Source organism: Pseudomonas sp. NPDC090755, from assembly GCF_044769005.1.
GTDB lineage: Bacteria > Pseudomonadota > Gammaproteobacteria > Pseudomonadales > Pseudomonadaceae > Aquipseudomonas.
Genome location: NZ_JBIVXC010000003.1, coordinates 229,145 through 248,906, shown reverse-complemented (window position 1 = coordinate 248,906; position 19,762 = coordinate 229,145). Strand labels below are relative to the sequence as shown.

16 protein-coding genes are annotated in these 19,762 nt (G+C 62.5%); 13 read left to right on the top strand and 3 right to left on the bottom strand.

Annotated elements, in window-relative coordinates:
- Positions 1-2 precede the first annotated feature (2 nt).
- Positions 3-1,061, bottom strand: a complete 1,059-nt coding sequence (gene bioB / locus ACIQUS_RS08045) for a biotin synthase BioB (protein WP_403045214.1) — start codon at positions 1,059-1,061, stop codon at positions 3-5.
- A gap of 89 nt (positions 1,062-1,150) precedes the next feature.
- Here bioB and ACIQUS_RS08040 point away from each other — a divergent pair, with 89 nt between their 5' ends.
- The 5 genes from ACIQUS_RS08040 to rarD all read left to right on the top strand — a co-directional run bounded on the left by ACIQUS_RS08040 (position 1,151) and on the right by rarD (position 6,832).
- Entirely contained in the window at positions 1,151-1,888 is a 738-nt protein-coding gene (locus tag ACIQUS_RS08040; protein WP_403045211.1) for a ComF family protein, read from the top strand.
- 59 nt (positions 1,889-1,947) lie between these two features.
- Positions 1,948-2,712, top strand: coding sequence for a TOBE domain-containing protein (locus tag ACIQUS_RS08035; RefSeq protein ID WP_403045208.1), 765 nt, complete (start codon positions 1,948-1,950; stop codon positions 2,710-2,712).
- Between the two features lie 64 nt (positions 2,713-2,776).
- Positions 2,777-4,678 carry a PhoX family protein gene (locus ACIQUS_RS08030; protein WP_403045206.1) on the top strand — a complete coding sequence of 634 codons (1,902 nt, stop codon included), beginning with the start codon at positions 2,777-2,779 and terminating at the stop codon, positions 4,676-4,678.
- 228 nt (positions 4,679-4,906) lie between these two features.
- Positions 4,907-5,881 carry a serine/threonine protein kinase gene (locus ACIQUS_RS08025; protein WP_403045204.1) on the top strand — a complete coding sequence of 325 codons (975 nt, stop codon included), beginning with the start codon at positions 4,907-4,909 and terminating at the stop codon, positions 5,879-5,881.
- A 63-nt stretch (positions 5,882-5,944) separates the two neighbouring features.
- Positions 5,945-6,832 (top strand): EamA family transporter RarD, encoded by an 888-nt coding sequence (gene rarD / locus ACIQUS_RS08020; protein WP_403045202.1) that lies wholly within the window; start codon positions 5,945-5,947, stop codon positions 6,830-6,832.
- A gap of 211 nt (positions 6,833-7,043) precedes the next feature.
- On the opposite strand, the gene ACIQUS_RS08015 is transcribed toward rarD, so the two are convergent.
- Positions 7,044-7,562, bottom strand: a complete 519-nt coding sequence (locus tag ACIQUS_RS08015; RefSeq protein ID WP_403045199.1) for a glycine cleavage system protein R — start codon at positions 7,560-7,562, stop codon at positions 7,044-7,046.
- 435 nt (positions 7,563-7,997) lie between these two features.
- Between ACIQUS_RS08015 and ACIQUS_RS08010 the strand changes: the two genes are divergently transcribed.
- From ACIQUS_RS08010 to ACIQUS_RS08000, 3 genes are all read left to right on the top strand, one after another.
- Positions 7,998-10,175, top strand: a complete 2,178-nt coding sequence (locus tag ACIQUS_RS08010) for a malate synthase G (RefSeq protein ID WP_403045196.1) — start codon at positions 7,998-8,000, stop codon at positions 10,173-10,175.
- Positions 10,176-10,344: 169 nt separating this feature from the next.
- Entirely contained in the window at positions 10,345-11,565 is a 1,221-nt protein-coding gene (locus tag ACIQUS_RS08005; protein WP_403045194.1) for a molybdopterin-dependent oxidoreductase, read from the top strand.
- A gap of 12 nt (positions 11,566-11,577) precedes the next feature.
- Positions 11,578-12,174 carry a c-type cytochrome gene (locus ACIQUS_RS08000; protein ID WP_403045191.1) on the top strand — a complete coding sequence of 199 codons (597 nt, stop codon included), beginning with the start codon at positions 11,578-11,580 and terminating at the stop codon, positions 12,172-12,174.
- A 22-nt stretch (positions 12,175-12,196) separates the two neighbouring features.
- Here ACIQUS_RS08000 and ACIQUS_RS07995 read toward each other — a convergent pair whose 3' ends face one another.
- Positions 12,197-12,640: a response regulator gene (locus ACIQUS_RS07995; RefSeq protein WP_403045188.1), complete on the bottom strand. Its 444-nt coding sequence runs from the start codon at positions 12,638-12,640 to the stop codon at positions 12,197-12,199.
- A gap of 236 nt (positions 12,641-12,876) precedes the next feature.
- On the opposite strand from ACIQUS_RS07995, the gene ACIQUS_RS07990 reads away from it, so the two are divergent.
- From ACIQUS_RS07990 to ACIQUS_RS07970, 5 genes are all read left to right on the top strand, one after another.
- Positions 12,877-14,814 carry a DUF294 nucleotidyltransferase-like domain-containing protein gene (locus tag ACIQUS_RS07990; protein WP_403045399.1) on the top strand — a complete coding sequence of 646 codons (1,938 nt, stop codon included), beginning with the start codon at positions 12,877-12,879 and terminating at the stop codon, positions 14,812-14,814.
- Entirely contained in the window at positions 14,811-15,515 is a 705-nt protein-coding gene (locus ACIQUS_RS07985) for a PolC-type DNA polymerase III (RefSeq protein WP_403045186.1), read from the top strand. The genes ACIQUS_RS07990 and ACIQUS_RS07985 overlap by 4 nt, the downstream gene beginning before the upstream one ends.
- A gap of 95 nt (positions 15,516-15,610) precedes the next feature.
- Positions 15,611-16,129, top strand: a complete 519-nt coding sequence (locus ACIQUS_RS07980; RefSeq protein ID WP_403045183.1) for an RNA polymerase sigma factor — start codon at positions 15,611-15,613, stop codon at positions 16,127-16,129.
- Entirely contained in the window at positions 16,126-17,091 is a 966-nt protein-coding gene (locus ACIQUS_RS07975) for a FecR domain-containing protein (RefSeq protein ID WP_403045180.1), read from the top strand. Before ACIQUS_RS07980 ends, ACIQUS_RS07975 begins: the two co-directional genes overlap by 4 nt.
- A gap of 192 nt (positions 17,092-17,283) precedes the next feature.
- Complete coding sequence (locus ACIQUS_RS07970) at positions 17,284-19,728, top strand: TonB-dependent siderophore receptor (protein WP_403045177.1); 2,445 nt, start codon at positions 17,284-17,286, stop codon at positions 19,726-19,728.
- Positions 19,729-19,762 lie beyond the last annotated feature (34 nt).

Genomic DNA, 19,762 nt, shown 5'->3' with positions numbered 1-19,762 from the left:
CCTCAGGCCGAGGCGGCGTTGTAGAACAGTTCGCTGCTCTTCTGTTCCACCAGTGCCTGTTCGATGGCGGCCTGGTGGACTTCGTCAGCGTGCTCTTCGCGGGCTTCGGGCTGGATGCCTAAGCGGGCGAACAGCTGCATGTCCTTGTCGGCCTGCGGGTTGGCGGTGGTCAGCAGTTTCTCGCCGTAGAAGATCGAGTTGGCACCGGCGAAGAAGGCCAGGGCCTGCATCTGCTCGTTCATGGCTTCACGACCGGCCGACAGGCGTACATGGGATTTGGGCATGAGGATCCGGGCCACGGCGAGCATGCGGATGAAGTCGAACGGATCGACTTCCTCGGCGTTCTCCAGCGGCGTTCCGGCCACTTTCACCAGCATGTTGATCGGTACCGACTCAGGGTGCTCCGGCAGGTTGGCCAGCTGGATCAGCAGACCGGCGCGGTCGTCCAGCGACTCGCCCATGCCGAGGATGCCGCCCGAGCAGATCTTCATCCCGGCGTCGCGCACATAGGCCAGGGTCTGCAGGCGCTCACTGTAGGTGCGGGTGGTGATGATGCTGCCGTAGAACTCAGGCGAGGTGTCGAGGTTGTGGTTGTAGTAGTCCAGCCCGGCCTCGGCCAGGGCCAGGGTCTGGTCCTGATCGAGCTTGCCCAGGGTCATGCAGGTTTCCAGGCCCATGGCCTTGACCCCTTTGACCATCTGCAACACGTAAGGCATGTCTTTGGCCGACGGGTGCTTCCAGGCCGCACCCATGCAGAAACGGGTCGAGCCGATGGCCTTGGCCCGGGCCGCCTCTTCGAGGACCTTCTGCACTTCCATCAACTTCTGCTTTTCCAGCCCGGTGTTGTAGTGGCCGGACTGCGGACAATATTTGCAATCTTCCGGGCAGGCGCCGGTCTTGATCGACAGCAGGGTCGAGACCTGTACACGGTTGGCGTCGAAGTGCGCGCGGTGCACGGTCTGCGCCTGGAACAGCAAGTCATTGAACGGTTGCTGGAACAGCGCCTTTACCTCGGCCAGGGTCCAGTCGTGACGTGTTGTTGCAGTTGTGCTGGCGCTCATCGGCGGTTCCTTGTTTAGGCTTTGACTGGCGCCGGTACAGGAATGCCCGCCAGCGCATCACGGATAGCTCGCATAGTTAAGGAAGCCCGATGCACTGTCAACCACAACTCAAAACCATGGTTTACAACTGGTTAAATAATAACCATGCATGCCTGCTCTGCAGTGAACCCGCCGAACAGTGCTACCCCCTGTGCGTGGCCTGCGAGGCGGAGTTGCCCTGGCTTGAGGATGGCTGCCAGGTATGCGCCCTGCCCTTGCCGATGAACGGCCTGACCTGCGGCCAGTGCAGTCGCCGGGCACCGGCCTTCCACAGGGTCGAGGCGCCCTGGCACTACGGCTTTCCCCTGGATGCGTTGATCAGCCGCTTCAAATACCAGCGCCAATGGCCGCTGGGGCGCTTGCTGGCGCAGTTGCTCGGGCGCTGGCTCATGCACCGCTTTGACGAAGGCCTGGCTCGGCCGGCCGCGCTGCTGCCCGTACCCCTGGCTCGCCGGCGCTTGCGCCAGCGCGGCTACAACCAGGCGGCCATGCTGGCACGCTGGCTGGCCGGCCAGATCAACATCCCCTGCAACGAGCGGGTACTCAGACGTCTGGTCGATACCCCGGCACAACAAGGCCTCACAGCACGGGCACGCAAGCGCAACCTGCGCCAGGCCTTCATCGTGGAACACGCCGAGGCTATCGAAGGCCGCCACCTGGCCCTGATCGACGATGTACTGACCACCGGTGCCACGGCCCAGGCCCTGGCCAGCCAATTACTCAAGGCCGGCGCCCTACGGGTCGATGTCTACTGCCTGGCGCGCACGGCCAAGCCCGGCAGCGCTTGACTTGCCGTCGGGGTGCGGGCACTTTCGTGACTGAATCTTTCCTCGTCCCCGTGCCGCTCATGTCCTTGCCCGCCTTGCTCACCCAACACATCGTTCGCCGTCCGCAGCGCATCGCGTTGTTGCAGCATATCGCCGAACAAGGCTCGATCACCCGCGCGGCGAAAAGCGCCGGCATGAGCTACAAGGCCGCCTGGGACGCCATCGATGAACTCAACAACCTGGCCGCAAGTCCCTTGGTCGAGCGCAGTGTCGGGGGCCGTGGCGGCGGTGGCGCCAAGCTGTCGCAGGAAGGCCAGCGGGTGCTGCGCCTGTACCAGCGCCTGCAGGCGTTGCAGGCGCAGATCCTGGAAGCTGCCGAAGACGCTAGCGACCTGGACCTGCTCGGACGCCTGATGCTGCGCACCAGTGCCCGCAACCAGTTGCACGGCCGGGTCAGCACCATCCAGGCCGAGGGGCATTACGACCGCATCCGCCTGGCCCTGGCCGGGGACTTGAACATCGACGCCCTGATCACCCGCGACAGCACCCAGCGCCTGGAACTGACCCCGGGTACCGCCGTCTGTGCCCTGATCAAGGCCGGCTGGTTGACCTTGCTCTCGCCACAGGAACAGCCGCAGACAGACTGCAACTGCCTGCAAGCCAGGGTCGAGGCCTTGCTCGAGGATCCCCAGGGGCCAACCGAAGTGCGCCTGACCTTGGGCAACGGACAAACCCTGTGCACCTTCGCAGACCCCGTGTGGCTTAGCGCTCACGCCGTCACAGCCGGAAGTGACCTACGTGTTCAATTTCAGCCGTCCTACGTGCTTATCGGAACGCCGTTATAAAAACGGACACAAAACCGTCACAAGCCCTGACTAAGGTGACTGCCAAACTCGCAGGAAGCCTGTCATGCACCTACTCGAAGAACACCAGAACACCGACCTTGAAGACTTGGTCAGCCTGAGCCGTCGTCGCTTCATCGGCGCTGGCGCCCTGTGCGGCGCCGCCCTGTTCCTGGGCGGCAATCTGCTCAGCCGCAGCGTCATGGCCGCCAGTATCGGCGCCGCCAACAGCAACCTGCTCGGCTTCACCAGCATTCCGAGCGCAACCGCAGACAGCATCAGCCTCCCGCCTGGCTACAAGGCCTCGGTACTGATCAGTTGGGGCCAGCCACTGCACACCGATTCGCCCGCCTTCGATACGTCCGGCAATGGCAGCGCCAAGGCCCAGGAACTGCAGTTCGGCGACAACAACGATGGCATGAGCCTGTTCCCCTTCCCCGGCGACGACAACCGGGCGTTGATGGCCATCAACAACGAGTACACCAACTACCGCTACCTGTTTGCCCATGGCGGACAACCCGCTTCGGCCGAGGAAGTGCACAAGGCCCAGGCCGCCGAAGGCGTTTCGGTGATCGAGGTGAAACGCAAGGATGGCCAGTGGCAGTTCGTCCAGGGCTCGCCGTACAACCGACGCATCCATGGCAACACGCCCATCCGTGTCAGCGGCCCGGCAGCGGGCGACGCCCTGCTCAAGACCGCGGCAGACAACAGCGGCCGCAAGGTACTCGGCACCTTCCAGAATTGTGCCAACGGCAAGACGCCCTGGGGCACCTACCTGACGTGCGAAGAAAACTTCACCGACTGCTTCGGCAGCAGCGACCCGGCCCAGGCCTTCGACGCAGGACAAAAGCGCTACGGCGCCTCGGTCAGTGGCAAGGAAGTCGGCTGGCACCAGCATGACCCGCGCTTCGACCTGGCGAAGAACCCCAACGAGCTGAACCGCCACGGCTGGGTCGTGGAGATCGACCCGTTCGACCCGAAATCGACACCGGTCAAACGCACCGCTCTGGGCCGTTTCAAGCACGAGAACGCCGCCCTTGCCGAAACCCGTGATGGCCGCGCGGTGGTGTACATGGGCGACGACGAGCGTGGCGAGTTCATCTACAAGTTCATCAGCCGCGACCGCATCGACCACAAGAACCCCGGCGCCAACCGCAACCTGCTCGACCACGGCACCCTGTACGTGGCGCGCTTCGACGATGGCGACAAGAACGCCGACCATCCGCGCGGCAAAGGCCAGTGGCTGGAGCTGACCCATGGCAAGAACGGCCTGATCGCCGCCAATGGATTTGCCAGCCAGGCCCAGGTGCTGATCCATGCCCGCCTGGCCGCCAGCCAGCTCAAGGCCACGCGCATGGACCGCCCGGAGTGGATCGTGGTCAGCCCCAAGGATGGCCAGGTCTATTGCACCCTGACCAACAACGTCAAACGTGGCGAAGAAGGCCAGCCGGCAGGCGGTCCCAACCCGCGCGAGAAGAACCTCTACGGGCAGATCCTGCGCTGGCGTGAAGGCGGTGACGACCATGGTGCCATGACCTTCGACTGGGACCTGTTCGTGGTTGCCGGCAACCCTGCCGTGCACGCCGGGGACGCCAAGGGCGGCTCCAGCAACATCACCCCGCAGAACATGTTCAACAGCCCCGATGGCCTGGGCTTCGATGCCGATGGCCGGCTGTGGATCCTCACCGACGGCGACTACAGCAACAGCGGCGACTTTGCCGGCATGGGTAACAACCAGATGCTCTGTGCCGACCCGGCCAGTGGTGAGATCCGTCGTTTCATGGTCGGCCCGGTGGCCTGCGAAGTGACCGGCATCGCCTTCGCTCCGGACCAGCGCACGCTGTTCGTGGGCATCCAGCATCCCGGTGAAACCGGCGGCTCGACCTTCCCCGAGCATTTGCCCAATGGCAAACCACGCTCATCGGTGATGGCGATCAGTCGCGAGGATGGCGGCATCGTCGGAACCTGATTTGTAGGGCGACTGACTCGTTGTAGCCGCTGCCGCCAGGCTGCGATCGGCCGCGAAGCGGTCGTAGAAATTAACCTGACCCACCGAGGTGACCGGATTGCGACTGCGTTGCAGTCGATCGCAGCCTGGCGGCAGCGGCTACGTGTTGCGCGGATATCCGTCGCGGGGCCTGATGTGCGTTACCATGCAGGGAACCTTGCGGCCACCTGCCGCGCAGCAGGAGCGAACATGTCCCACCCCTTCGATACCCTCACCCCCGACCTGGTGCTCGACGCCGTCGAAAGCATCGGCTTTCTCAGCGATGCCCGCGTCCTGGCGCTCAACAGCTACGAGAACCGTGTCTATCAGGTAGGCATCGAAGGGGCCGAACCACTGATCGCCAAGTTCTATCGCCCGGATCGCTGGAGCGATGCGGCGATTCTCGAAGAACATCGTTTCACCGCCGAACTTGCCGACTGCGAAGTGCCGGTGGTCGCGCCGCTTGTCCACAACGACGCAACGCTGTTCGAACACAAAGGCTTTCGCTTCACCCTGTTCCCCCGTCGTGGTGGCCGGGCGCCGGAGCCTGGAAACCTCGACCAACTCTATCGCCTGGGGCAGCTACTCGGTCGTCTGCATGCGGTCGGCGCCACCCGCCCTTTCGAGCACCGAGAAACGCTGGCGGTGGATAACTTCGGTCATGCCTCGCTCGACACCCTGCTCGAAGGCAACTTCGTACCGAAAAGCCTGGTACCGGCATTCGAGTCAGTAGCCCGCGACCTGCTCAAGCAGATCGAAGCCATCTACGCCGACACTCCGCACCAGACCGTCCGCCTGCACGGCGACTGCCACCCGGGCAACATGATGTGTCGCGACGAGGTGTTCCATATCGTCGACCTCGACGACTGCCGCATGGGTCCGGCGGTCCAGGACCTGTGGATGATGCTCGCCGGCAGCCGCCAGGAGCGCCTGGGGCAACTGGCCGAACTGATGGATGGCTACAACGAGTTCCATGACTTCGATCCCCGCGAGCTGGCCCTGATCGAGCCGCTGCGCGGCCTGCGCCTATTGCACTACAGCGCCTGGCTGGCGCGGCGCTGGGACGACCCGGCGTTCCCTCGCAGTTTCCCCTGGTTCGGCCAGGAGCGTTATTGGGGCGACCAGATTCTCGCCCTGCGCGAACAGCGGGCGGCCCTGGATGAAGAACCGCTGAAATTGTTCTGAAGTGCAGGCAAGTCTGTCTACAATAATCACCGTTTTAGTTAGCTGCCTAAGCAAGGACTCTGCATGCAAGCCGCCAACCCGCGCCGCGGGTACATCCTGGGCCTGAGCGCCTACATCATCTGGGGCTTGTTCCCGCTCTACTTCAAAGCGCTGCAAAGCGTGCCCGCCGTGGAGATCATCGTCCACCGGGTGCTCTGGTCGGCGCTGTTCGGTTCGCTCCTGCTGCTGGTCTGGAAACACCCGGGCTGGTGGCGCGAGCTGCGCGACAACCCGCGACGACTGGCGATCCTGGCCTTGAGCGGATCGTTGATTGCCGGTAACTGGCTGACCTATGTCTGGTCGGTGAACAACGGACGCATGCTCGAAGCCAGTCTGGGTTACTACATCAACCCGCTGATCAACGTGTTGCTGGGCATGCTGTTGCTCGGCGAGCGCCTGCGCCGGCTGCAATGGCTGGCGGTAGGGCTGGCGACCGTGGGCGTGGCGCAACAGGTGTGGCAGGTCGGCAGCCTGCCCTGGGTGTCGCTGGTGCTGGCCTTGAGCTTCGGCTTCTACGGCCTGATCCGCAAACAGGCACCGGTGGCGGCGCTCCCCGGCCTGGTGGTGGAAACCTGGATGCTGGTGCCCCTGGCCGTTGGCTGGCTGCTGTTCAACCCGCTGGCCGCCAGTGCCCAACCAAGCTTCTATACCAGCACTGAAGCACTCTGGCTGGTGGCTGCCGGGCCCGTCACGCTGATCCCGCTGGTGTGTTTCAACGCCGCAGCCCGGCACCTGCCCTACACCACCCTGGGCTTCCTGCAATACCTGGCGCCAACCCTGGTGCTGCTGCAAGCCGTGTTGCTGTTTGGCGAGCACCTGTCGAGCAGTACCCTGGTCGCCTTCATGTTCATCTGGGCCGGCCTTGCCATCTATAGTGTCGATGCCTGGCTGAGTCTGCGTCGACGCGACTGATCAAAAAACAGACAAACCTCTACAGGCCACGTATATCGTGGCCTGCAGCAAGCTCTCCCAAGGTTATCCACACCCTCATCCCCGCGCTTTGTGCACAAGCCACTGATTATTGGTGGTTTTTTGTTCAAAGTCGGCAAAGCCGCGGCCTGCCTGGGCTGGCGAGGGCTTCCCCCAGCTTATCCACAGGCCGGTCCCCGGCAATATGGGATAACTAGTCTTCCGGACGCAGTTTCAGCTCCACCATCAGGTCGTCGGCCAGCGCCTCAAGCTTGCGCTGCAAGTCGTCCAGGGACAGGGTCAGTGGCATCGCCAGCAAGGCATCAGCATAAAACAACGGTTCACTGCTCATGGGGGCCGGCCTCACATCGGTATTCAGACGCTCGACATTGACGCCCTGATTGGCCAACAGGCTGGTGATTTCACGGACGATACCCGGGCGATCATTGCCCACCAGCTCCATGGCGATCGGCTTCCAGGTGCAGGATGGCTCGATGCCACTCTTGGCAATCAGCACACGAATATCATGCTTGACCAGGCCTTGCAGCGCTACGACCAGCTCATCGTAGGACTCAGCCGGCACCGCCACCTTGAGGATCCCGGCAAACTGCCCAGCCATCCGCGACATGCGGCTCTCCAACCAGTTACCGTTATGCTCGGCAATGCATTCAGCGATACGTTCGACCTGGCCGGCCTTGTCGGGAGCGATCACTGTCAGTACGAGATGATCCACGCGGTAACCCTCTGCTTTTAAAGGTTAGGCCCCTGAAATCAAAGGGCGCGCAGAAAGTATAGGCAAGGCGCGGCAACCTGCCGCAGAGGGTTCGCGAAACGAATCGTGTACTGTTTCAAGATTTATCTGGAACAATCTGCCACTTTTTTGAGAACATACTGTCTCCCAGCGTGACCTTCTGCGACCAATTGGTCGCAGAACGACGTATTTAGTCTGATTTTCACAACCGCCGCGCATCATGTAGTATGCCGCAGCGCGGACTACAAAACGTCGAATCGATGTCTGCCAAGGCGCCTGTGAAAATACGCCAATGCCCGCCAGCCTGCCTGGCAGGCCGCACCCAGCCGCCCATCGGGCATGTTCTGGTGCCGTGTTTAGAGAAGCGCGCAAGGCTTAAATTGAAGAGCTGAATAGCTGAGCAGAGTGAGGCAAGCAATGACTGAACACGTTCAAGTCGGTGGCCTTCAGGTCGCCAAAGTCCTGTTCGACTTCGTGAACAACGAAGCCATTCCCGGAACCGGCGTAAGCGTCGAGCAATTCTGGGTCGGGGCGGAAAAGATCATCAACGACCTCGCTCCAAAGAACAAAGCACTGCTGGCCAAACGTGACGCACTCCAGGCTCAGATTGATGCCTGGCACCAAGCGCGCAAAGGCCAGGCCCACGATGCCGTGGCTTACAAAGCCTTCCTCCAGGACATCGGCTACCTGCTGCCAGAAGCTGCAGACTTCCAGGTCTCGACCCAGAACGTCGACGACGAAATCGCCCGCATGGCCGGCCCGCAGCTGGTCGTGCCGGTAATGAATGCGCGCTTTGCCCTGAACGCTTCGAACGCCCGTTGGGGTTCGCTGTACGACGCCCTCTATGGCACCGACGCCATCAGTGAAGAAGGTGGCGCCGAAAAGGGCAAAGGCTACAACAAGGTCCGTGGTGACAAGGTCATTGCCTTCGCCCGCGCCTTCCTCGACGAATCGGCTCCTCTGTCTGCCGGCTCCCATGTCGACTCCACCGCCTACCGCATCGAAGGCGGCAAGCTGGTTGTCGCCCTCAAGGGTGGCAGCAATAGCGGCCTGCGTGACGACGCTCAACTGATCGGTTATCGCGGCGATGCCTCGGCACCGACCGCGATCCTGCTCAAGCACAACGGCCTGCACTTCGAAATCCAGGTCGATGCCAGCACCCCGGTCGGCCAGACCGACGCTGCGGGCCTGAAGGACGTGCTGATGGAAGCCGCCCTGACCACCATCATGGACTGCGAAGACTCGGTGGCCGCTGTCGACGCCGATGACAAGGTCGTGGTCTACCGCAACTGGCTCGGCCTGATGAAAGGCGACCTGGCTGAAAGCGTCAGCAAAGGTGGCCAGACCTTCACCCGGACCATGAACCCGGACCGCGAATACACCGCGCCCAACGGTGGCTCGGTGACCCTGCACGGTCGCTCGCTGCTGTTCGTGCGTAACGTCGGTCACCTGATGACCATCGACGCCATCCTCGACAAGGACGGCAACGAAGTGCCCGAAGGCATCCTCGATGGCCTGGTCACCAACCTGGCGGCGATCCACAACCTCAACGGCAACACCAGCCGCAAGAACAGCCGCACCGGCTCCGTGTACATCGTCAAACCGAAGATGCACGGTCCTGAAGAAGCAGCGTTCACCAACGAGCTGTTCGGTCGTATCGAAGAAGTGCTGGGCCTGGCGCACAACACCCTGAAGGTCGGCATCATGGACGAGGAGCGCCGTACCACGGTCAACCTCAAGGCCTGCATCAAGGCCGCCAGCGAGCGCGTGGTGTTCATCAACACCGGCTTCCTCGACCGTACGGGTGACGAGATCCACACCTCCATGGAAGCCGGCGCCGTGGTGCGCAAGGGCACCATGAAAACCCAGAAGTGGATCGGCGCCTACGAGAACTCCAACGTCGACATCGGCCTGGCTACCGGCCTTCAGGGCCGCGCCCAGATCGGCAAAGGCATGTGGGCCATGCCGGACCTGATGGCCGACATGCTCGAGCAGAAGATCGCTCACCCGCTGGCCGGTGCCAACACCGCCTGGGTGCCGTCGCCGACCGCCGCCGCGCTGCACGCGCTGCACTACCACAAGGTCGATGTCTTCGCTCGCCAGGCGGAGCTGGCCAAGCGCGCGCCTGCCTCGGTGGACGATATCCTGACCATCCCGCTGGCGACCGACACCAACTGGTCGGCCGAAGAGATTCGCAACGAGCTGGACAACAACGCCCAGGGCATCCTCGGCTATGTCGTGCGCTGGATCGACCAGGGCGTCGGCTGCTCGAAAGTACCGGACATCAACGATGTCGGCCTGATGGAAGACCGCGCAACCCTGCGTATCTCCGCCCAACTGCTGGCCAACTGGCTGCGTCACGGTGTCGTCACCGAGGCCCAGGTGCTGGAAAGCCTCAAGCGCATGGCGCCGGTGGTGGACAAGCAGAACGCCAGCGACCCGCTGTACCGCCCGCTGGCACCGGACTTCGACAACAACATCGCCTTCCAGGCGGCGGTCGAGCTGGTGGTAGAAGGCACCAAGCAGCCAAATGGATACACCGAGCCGGTGCTGCATCGTCGTCGTCGTGAGTTCAAGGCACGTAACGGCCTGTAACACGATCCGCGAGTAAAAGAGCCTCACACCCTTCGGGTTGTGAGGCTTTCTTTTTGCCCTACATAACACGGCGAGATGTGCCATGGGTTTTTCAACCCAATCGGATTTCATCTGCCCTGCCAATGGCTGAAGCTGCTGTCCACCTCTACGCGCAAGGATGGACACAAGCATGAATGATGCGCCCAGCTTGAATCGACGCCGGTTCTTGCAGGGACTTGGACTGGCCTCGACCGGCCTGGCCCTATCTCCCCGGACAATCCTGGCACACCAGGAAGAACAGCTTTTCGCCAACGGTACGCGGCCGCTGGTCACCTTTGCGCAAAAGCGTCCGATGATGCTGATCACCACGCGTCCGCCTCACCTGGAGACCCCCTTCAGCGTATTCAATGAAAGCCTGCTGACCCCTAACGATGCTTTTTTCGTCCGCTACAACCTGGCTACTATCCCGACCAGCATCGATGCCTCTGAGTATCGACTGAGCCTCAAGGGCCTGGTCGAACGTCCACTTTCAATCAGCCTTGAGCAACTCAAGCAGTTGGGGCCAGCCGTAGAGCTGACTGCAGTCCAGCAGTGCTCCGGCAACAGTCGCGGATTCTCCTCGCCTCGGGTGTTTGGTTCGCAACTGGGCAACGGCTCGATGGGTAACGCGCGCTTTACCGGCTTGCCGCTCAGGACACTGCTCGAACATGCCGGCGTAAAGGCCAATGCGCGTCAGGTCACCTTCCAGGGCATGGACCGGCCGGTACTGCCCGACACCCCGCCCTATATCAAGGCACTGGACATCGACCTGGCACTCAGCCCGGAACCAATGCTGGCCTGGGCCATGAACGGAGAAGAACTGCCCTTCCTCAACGGCTACCCAATCAAGCTCATCGTGCCTGGCTACTTTGCAACTTACTGGGTCAAGCACCTGAACGAGATCGAAGTAATCGATGACGTGTTCACCGGGGCGTACATGAAATCCCGCTACCGCATCCCCGACAACGAATGCGAGTGCACTGCGCCCGGCAAAAGTGCAACGCACACCCGCCCTATCGGCGAAATGAAGGTGCGCTCCTTCATCACCAGCCTCAAAACCGGTGACACTGTTTCGGCAGGTGGGCCAACCGCCCTGCGCGGCATTGCCTTTGACGGTGGCAGCGGCATTGCCAGGGTCGATATCTCGGACGACGGCGGCAATAACTGGCAAGCCACCACCCTGTCGCAGGACATGGGGCGCTTCGCCTTTCGTGAGTGGAAGACTACCTGGAGAGCCCGTACCAGCGGCCCGGTCACTCTGCTGGTACGCGCCAGTAGCAAGCGCGGCGAGATACAGCCGGCGCTGGCAACCTGGAACTCCAGCGGCTACTCACGCAATGTCATTGAAGCCCTCGACCTGATCGCTGTATAGGAGCTGTTACACATGAAGCCGTCCGCATTCCCCTGCTCGCTTCTTTTCGGTCTGCTCATCGCATCACTGGCCAACGCCTCCCCTGTGAGCATCCAGCTTCCTGCCGAAACCATCGCACTGCGCAGCGCCGATATGCCAGGCTACACCCTGGCTACTCAGAAATGCGGCATCTGCCACTCCGCTGACTACGTCGAGTTCCAGCCCCCAGGCATGGACCAGTCACAGTGGACCAGCCTGGTGCGCAAGATGCGTGATGCCTACAAGGCGCCGCTGGAAGACAGCGAAATACAAAGCATCGGCCATTACCTGAGCGTTGCCTATGCCGGGCCCGCGGGCACGCAAGTCGCCAAGGAAACAGCCAGCGATGTCGATGAGCTGCTGGCCCGCAATACCTGCATCGGCTGCCACAGTATCGACCAGAAAATCGTCGGGCCGGCATTCAAGGACATCGCCAAACACTACCAGACAAACAAACAAGCGGTTGCCACCGTGGCCAAACACATCGCCGAGGGCGGATCTGGACGCTGGGGCGCGATACCGATGCCACCTTACCCGGGGCTATCTGAAACCGAGCGCGAACAACTGGCGCGCTACATCCTTGCCCAGTAACGAACACGGGCCATGGCGGCACTCAGCCGAGGCCCAGTTCCTTGCGAACCAACCCCACCAGCTTGTCCAGATCGATCGGCTTGAGCAGAAAATCGACGACACTCAAATGCATCGCCGCAATGGCGTCCGGTACATCGGCATCGCCAGAAACGATGATGATCGGCAGAGCAGCATTTTCCGATTCGCGAATCCGGCGAATCAGCTCCAGGCCATCGACAGGCCCCATGCGCAAGTCAGTGATCAGCACACCGATTTTACGCTCGCCTTTGAGGCACGCCAGCGCCCGCTCGGCATTCTCCGCCGTTACGCACTTGATACCCTTGCCCTTCAGGTAACTGGCCAGCGCTTCACGGGCTACCAGGTTGTCATCGACGATCAATACTTTTTGCGGCTCAGCCGCAGGTGCGGTCACCGTGGCCAGCGCTTCACGCTCGGCGTCACTCAGTAAGTCGTCTGGTTCGGACATGGCTGTCTCATCGTCAATGACTTGTAAAAATGTCCCTTGAATCAAGTTCAGACTGCTTTTGATCCACTTGCAACCTGCCTTTCGTCGTGTCTTTGACACCTGTCGCCTGGCTCATGCTGCCTGCCGCCATTTATAGACTTACGTCCAATGGGCACTGGCCGGCAGGCGACCGACCATGAGGGACGAGAACAACAAGGTCGATGTAAACAGCTCGACACAAAGACGCGGTAATGCTCATGAGCAAAATGGACGCCTTCGCCCAGGCAGGAAAGACTGCAGTCATGCAGAACATCCAGGGGACCCTGCAATTCCTGCAACGCTTCCCACCCTTCAATCAGATGGAGAGCGCCCACCTGGCGTTTCTCGTCGAACAGTGCCAACTGCGCTTTTATGCTGCCAACGACAGCATCATCAAGCCCGCCGATGGCCCGGTCGAGCACTTCTACATCGTCAAGCAGGGCCGGGTAGTCGGCGAGCGCCAGCACGTCACCGGCGCGGGCACCGAAACCACCTTCGAAATCACCACCGGCGAATGCTTTCCCCTGGCCGCCTTGCTCGGAGAGCGTGCGACCCGCACCGAACACCTGGCCGCTGAAGACACCTTCTGCCTGCAATTGAACAAGGCGGCGTTCATCCGTCTGTTCACCCTCTGCGAGGCCTTTCGCGATTTCGCCCTGCGCGGGGTGAGCAGCCTGCTCGACCAGGTCAACCAGCAGGTCCAGCGTCGCGCCGTGGAAAACCTCGGCAATCAATATTCGCTGAACACCCGCCTGGGCGAGCTGGCCATGCGTCACCCGGTGGTCTGCGCAGCGCAAACGCCCCTGCGCGAGGCCGTGCGCCTGATGCACGAGCAGCAGGTCGGCAGTATCGTCATCGTCGATGAACAGCGCTTTCCCATCGGCATCTTCACCCTGCGCGACCTGCGCCAGGTGGTGGCCGACGCCAGCGCCGATTTCACCGACTCCATCGCTGGCCACATGACCGCCGGGCCGTTCTACCTGAGCCCCCAGGCCAGCGCCTTCGACGCCGCCATCGCCATGACCGAACGGCACATCGCCCATGTCTGCCTGGTCGAAGACAAACGCCTGTGCGGCGTGGTCTCCGAGCGTGACCTGTTCTCCCTGCAGCGGGTCGATCTGGTGCACCTGGCCCGGACCATCCGCCACGCCACCCGGATCGAAACCTTGGTGTCATTGCGTGGCGAGATCGGCCAACTGGTCGAGCGCATGCTGGCCCACGGTGCATCCTCGACCCAGATCACCCAGATCATCACCCTGCTCAACGACCACACCGTATGCCGGGTGATAGAGCTGGCCATAGAGGACAAGGGTGACCCGGGTGTGCCTTTCAGCTGGCTATGCTTCGGCAGTGAAGGCCGTCGCGAGCAGACCCTGCACACCGACCAGGACAACGGCATCCTCTTCGAGGCCCGCGATGCCGCCCATGCCGCCGAGATCCGCGGTCGCCTGCTGCCCCTGGCCCAGTACATCAACCAGGGGTTGGCCCAGTGCGGCTTCACCCTGTGCAAGGGCAACATCATGGCCGGCAACCCCGAGCTGTGCCTGTCCCGTGCCGAATGGGCGCGGCGCTTCGCCGCCTTCATCCGCGAGGCTACGCCGGAAAACCTGCTGGGTTCGAGCATCTATTTCGATTTGCGGCTGGTTTGGGGCGACGAGCGTGCTTGCGAGCAGCTGCGCCAGGGCATTCTCGAGCAGGTGGCCGACAATCGCCTGTTCCAGCGCATGATGGCCGAGAACGCCTTACGCCAACGGCCACCGGTGGGGCGTTTCCGCGAATTCGTGCTGACCCGCCAGGGTAACGACAAGGCGGCGACCCTGGACCTCAAGGTGCAAGGCCTCACCCCCTTCGTCGACGGTGCACGGCTGTTGGCCCTGGCCAATGGCATCAGCGCCATCAACACCCTGGAGCGCCTGCGCGAGCTGGTGAGCCGTAAAGTAATCGATCCTCTGGATGGCGCCGCGTATGAAGAGGCCTACCACTTCATCCAGCAGACCCGCATGCAGCAGCACCAGTTGCAAAGCCGACAGAACCTGCCCTACTCCAACCGCGTCGACCCGGACAACCTCAACCACCTGGACCGCCGCATCCTGCGCGAGTCCCTGCGCCAGGCCCAGCGCCTGCAGAGCAGCCTGGCCCTGAGGTATCAGCTGTGAGCCTGTTCACCTGGCTGCGCCCGCGGCAGATCAACGACCAGGTGCGCCAACGGGTGAGCCGGCTGACGCCGCCGGCGCCGCTCGGCGAACACACCCTGCGCAACCAGCGCTGGGTCGTGCTGGACCTGGAAACCAGTGGTCTGAACACCAACCGTGACCAGGTGCTGGCCATTGGCGCGGTGGTCATCGAAGACGGAGCCATCGACTTCAGCCAGCAGTTCGAACGCACCCTCTATCAACGCAACCACAAGCTCACCTCCAGCGTGCTGCTCCATGGCTTGAGCCCCAGCGCCATCGCCGCCGGCTGTGATCCGGTCGAGGCCTTGCTCGACCTGATGGATTTCATTGGCGACAGCCCGGTGCTGGCCTTCCATGCCCCCTTCGATCAACGGATGCTGGCCCGGGCCTTGAAGGACCACCTGGGTTACCTGCTGCAACATCCTTTCTTCGACCTTGCCGAACTGGCCCCGCTGCTCAACCCGCAGATCACTTTGCGCGAAGCCGGGCTGGACGACTGGACCGCCTGTTTCGGCCTGGAGGCCATCGAGCGTCACAACGCCAGTGCCGACGCCATGGTCACTGCCGAACTTGCGCTGATCCTGTTCAGCCATGCCCGGCGCCAGCACCTGGACAGCCCGGCGCTGCTCGACCAGCACCTGCAGCGCTGGCGGCGCCGACGGCAACAGAGTCACGGTTTCTAGCGTCATCCGATGAGCGTCAATTGCGTCCTGCGAGTATATTCTGCAACAATCGCGAATAATTCTCGTTAGTTAACGCATCTTTTTCGGGGAACGCCTTGTCGTCCGTGCAAAGCCCACACAGTGAGCTGGTCGGTACCCTTTATCGCGATCACCGCAGCTGGCTGCTTGCCTGGCTGCGGCGCAATATCGCCTGCGCCGAGCGCGCCGAAGACCTGAGCCAGGACACCTTTGTGCGCTTGCTCGGTCGCGACCAATTGCCGCCGCCACGCGAACCCCGCGCGTTCCTCATGGCCATTGCCAGGGGCCTGTTGTTCGACCACTTTCGCCGCGCGGCGCTGGAGCAGGCCTACCTGGCCGAGCTGATGCTGATCCCGGAAGCCGAACAGCCCTCCCCTGAAGAACAGCACCTGATCCTCGAAGACCTCAAGGCCATCGACCAACTGCTGGGCAAGTTATCGAGCAAGGCCCGTGCAGCCTTCCTGTACAATCGCCTCGATGGCCTGAACCATGCCGAGATTGCCGAACGTCTGGGGGTTTCCGTTTCCCGGGTACGCCAGTACCTGGCCCAGGGCATGCGTCAGTGCTACATCGCCCTGTACGGAGAGCCTACATGAACAGCAAGCCGGTCAGTGCCCGGGTCCTGGACGCCGCGATCGCCTGGCAACTGTGCCTGGACTCGGGCAGTGGTAGTGCCGAGAGTCGCGCCGAATTCGCTCGCTGGCACGCCGCCGATGAGGAACACGCGCGCGCCTGGATGCAACTGCACATGCTCGACCAGCGCTTCAGCGCCGCCGCAGGCCCTGCGCGCCAGGCCTTGCTGCAATCGCGCGCGCAGATGCGCCAGCGTGTACGCAGAGTAGGCAGCGGCCTGGCCAGCCTGGTGCTGGCGGCCGGCCTGCTCAGCTGGGTCAGTGCCTACCAGTCGCTTGGCTACTGGCTCGCCGACCAGCGCACCGCCACCGGCGAGCAACGCAGCCTGCGCCTGAGCGACGGCACCCTGATCAGCCTCAACACCCATTCGGCGGTGGACATCCGCTTCGATGAGAAAGAACGCCTGATCGTGCTGCACGAAGGCGAGATTTCCATCGAGACCGGGCACAAGGACGATCGCCCGTTCATTGTCGCCACCGAAGATGGCCGCTTGCGCGCCCTGGGCACCCGCTTCCTGGTGCGCGTGGAAGAACAAGGCACCCGCCTGAGCGTGCTGCAGTCAGCCGTGGCCGCCAGGCCCCAGGACAGCGGCGACGAGCAGATTCTTCACGAAGGCCAGCAGGTGCTGATGAACCACGACCGGCTCGGCACGATTGCCGGCCTGCCCCTGGGCATCGATGCCTGGACCCGCGGCATGCTGGTGGTCGACAACGTGCGCCTGAGCGAGCTGGTCGGTGAACTTGGCCGTTACCGCAGCGGATACCTGGGCGTGGCGCCGGAAGTGGCGGACCTGCGCATTACCGGCAGCTTCCCGCTCAACAACACCGATCTGGCCCTGACCTCGCTGCTGCCGACATTGCCGGTGCAGATCGAGCAACACACGCCCTGGTGGGTATCGGTGGTGGCCAAGTCCGACAAGCCTTGAGGGCCTCATCGCAGGCTTCGCCAGCTCCCACGGGTCCAGCGCACACCTTGTGGGAGCTGGCGTAGCCGGCGATGGCTGCAACGCAGTCCTACCTACAATAAAAATCGAAATAATTTTCACTAACCCCTGTCACTTTTTCTCTCTCGCTCGGCAAGGAAGCTAGTTAGCACTTATCCGTCGAGGAGCCGCTGCATGACCCGCGCTTTTGAAACCCTCCTGCGCCCCAGCCTGCTGGCCATGGCCATTGCCCTGTCCGTCCCGCTGGCGAGCAGCCCGCTGCTTGCTGTCGAGCAGCCCGCCAGCCTGCGCAGCTACAACCTGCCCGCCGCACCGCTTTCCACCACCCTGAACCAGATTGCCAGCCAGGCCGGCATCGCCCTGGCCCTGGACCCGAGCGTAACCAGCGGACGCACATCGGCACCGGTCAGTGGACAATACAGCGGCGTCGACGCCCTGCAGGCCGCCCTGCGCGGCACCGGCCTGCAATTGCAGCAAAGTGGCGCAGGGACCTTCACCGTGGTCGCGGCACCCGAAGGGGCGATGTCATTGCCGGTGACGGATATTCGTGCCGAAGGCGACCTGGAAAGCGCCTGGGGCCCGGTAGAAGGCTATGTCGCCAAGCGCACGGCGGTGGGCACCAAGACCGATACCGCGCTCGTCGAAGTACCGCGCTCCATTTCCGTCGCCACCCGCGAGCAGATGGACGACCGCAGCGTGCACAGTCTCGATGACGCCGTACGCTACATGCCGGGTATCGTCTCGGCCAGCTTCGGCAGCGACACGCGCTTTGACTGGATGCGCGTGCGCGGCTTCGAGCCGACCCAGTTCCTCGATGGCCTGCCCCTGCCCAAAGGCGTGTACGCCAACCCGAAAGTCGAGACCTGGAACCTGGACCGGCTCGCGCTGCTGCGTGGCCCAGCTTCGTCGGTTTACGGCCAGACGCCACCGGGTGGCCTGCTGGACATGGTCAGCCGTCGCCCGCAGGCCGAAAGCAGTAATGAAGTCCAGCTCCAGTACGGCAGCGACAACCACCGGCAAATCAACTTTGCCAGCACCGGCAAGATCGATGATGAAGGCCAGTTTCTCTACAGCCTCAGTGGCGTGGTGCGCGATGGCGGCACCCAGATCGATCATGTCGACGACAAGCGCTACAACATCGCCCCGAGCCTGACCTGGAACATCGACGAAGACACCACGCTGACCTTCCTGTCGCAGTTCACCCGCGACGATACCGGCGTCACCAGTCAGTTCCGCCCGATCCAGGGCACCAAGATCGACATGCCGTTCGGCGAAATCTCCCACCACAAGAACCTGGGTGACCCGAACTACGAGTTCTACGACCGTACCTACTACGCGCTGGGCTACGCCTTCGAACATCGCATCAATGATGTCTGGCAGTTCCGTCAGAACCTGCGCTACACCAAGTCGGACCTGGCTTTCCAGACCATTACCGTCAACAGCTACATTCCCGAGTTTGCAGACTTCGGCTTTGTCGTGGACGACGAGGGCAACACCGGCCGCGGGACCACCAACGTCGACGAAGACATCAGCCAGTTCGCGGTCGACAACAACTTCCAGGCTGACTTCGCCACCGGCAACATCAACCACACCCTGTTGATCGGCCTGGACCACCAGCGCAACAACACCAACTACCTGTCGATCTTCGGCACTGCACCGGACATCAACGTCAATCACCCTGAATACGGCTTGCCGATCACCCGCCCGCCACGCTCCGACGCCTTCTACGACTACAACCAGAAGACCCGTCAGACCGGCCTCTACGTCCAGGACCAGATGGCCCTCGACAACTGGCGCCTGACCCTGGGCGGGCGTGAAGACTGGGTGCACACCGGCACCAAGTTCTTCAACAAGGGCGATGCTACCAACACCGAGCGCGACACGAATTTCAGCGGTAATGCTGCGATCAGCTATGTCTTCGACTCGGGCTTCGTGCCTTACCTGTCGTACGCCGAGTCCTTCCAGCCGACCAGCAACGCCAGCGCGGACCCGGAGCAGTCGTTCAAGCCGACCGAAGGCAAGCAATGGGAGCTGGGCATCAAGTACCAGCCGCCAGGCTCCAACACCCTGCTGACGGCTGCGGTGTATGACCTCACCCAGAAAAACGTCTCGGTCACCAACAACGTCGGCAACGTTACCGTCACCAGCCAGACCGGCGAAGTGAAGGTCCACGGCCTTGAGCTTGAAGCCGTTTCCGACGTCACCAAGAACCTCAAAGTGATTGCCGCCTACACCCTGGCCAAATCCGAAGTGCAGGACGGCGAGTTCAAAGGCAACCGCCTGCAACTGATGCCGAACCAGCAAGCCTCGCTGTGGGCTGACTACACCTGGCACGACGGTGTGCTGGACGGCTTCGGTATCGGCGCTGGCGCACGCTACACCGGCAACACCTACGGCGACCAGGCCAACACCGAACTGGGCAAGGCCGATGCCTACACCGTGTTCGATGCCTCCGTGCACTACGACCTGGGTCGCCTGGACAACAGCCTCAAAGGCGCATCGCTGGCCGTCAACGCCAACAACGTGTTCAACAAGGACTACATCTCTACCTGCGACGGGTTCTACTGCTACTACGGCGACCTGCGCAGCGTTGTCGCCAGCGCCACCTACAAGTGGTAATGGCCTGACTGTGTACGCGTGATGACCAGGCCGT

Excerpts from the sequence above, each read along its gene's own strand:
- ACIQUS_RS07970 (WP_403045177.1), top strand. The coding sequence starts at position 17,284 with ATGACCCGCGCTTTTGAAACCCTCCTGCGCCCCAGCCTGCTGGCCATG.
- bioB (WP_403045214.1), bottom strand. The coding sequence starts at position 1,061 with ATGAGCGCCAGCACAACTGCAACAACACGTCACGACTGGACCCTGGCC.
- rarD (WP_403045202.1), top strand. The coding sequence starts at position 5,945 with ATGCAAGCCGCCAACCCGCGCCGCGGGTACATCCTGGGCCTGAGCGCC.
- ACIQUS_RS08000 (WP_403045191.1), top strand. The coding sequence starts at position 11,578 with ATGAAGCCGTCCGCATTCCCCTGCTCGCTTCTTTTCGGTCTGCTCATC.
- ACIQUS_RS07975 (WP_403045180.1), top strand. The coding sequence starts at position 16,126 with ATGAACAGCAAGCCGGTCAGTGCCCGGGTCCTGGACGCCGCGATCGCC.
- ACIQUS_RS08025 (WP_403045204.1), top strand. The coding sequence starts at position 4,907 with ATGTCCCACCCCTTCGATACCCTCACCCCCGACCTGGTGCTCGACGCC.
- ACIQUS_RS07995 (WP_403045188.1), bottom strand. The coding sequence starts at position 12,640 with ATGTCCGAACCAGACGACTTACTGAGTGACGCCGAGCGTGAAGCGCTG.
- ACIQUS_RS08040 (WP_403045211.1), top strand. The coding sequence starts at position 1,151 with ATGCACTGTCAACCACAACTCAAAACCATGGTTTACAACTGGTTAAAT.
- ACIQUS_RS08030 (WP_403045206.1), top strand. The coding sequence starts at position 2,777 with ATGCACCTACTCGAAGAACACCAGAACACCGACCTTGAAGACTTGGTC.
- ACIQUS_RS08010 (WP_403045196.1), top strand. The coding sequence starts at position 7,998 with ATGACTGAACACGTTCAAGTCGGTGGCCTTCAGGTCGCCAAAGTCCTG.
- ACIQUS_RS08005 (WP_403045194.1), top strand. The coding sequence starts at position 10,345 with ATGAATGATGCGCCCAGCTTGAATCGACGCCGGTTCTTGCAGGGACTT.
- ACIQUS_RS07990 (WP_403045399.1), top strand. The coding sequence starts at position 12,877 with ATGAGCAAAATGGACGCCTTCGCCCAGGCAGGAAAGACTGCAGTCATG.
- ACIQUS_RS08035 (WP_403045208.1), top strand. The coding sequence starts at position 1,948 with ATGTCCTTGCCCGCCTTGCTCACCCAACACATCGTTCGCCGTCCGCAG.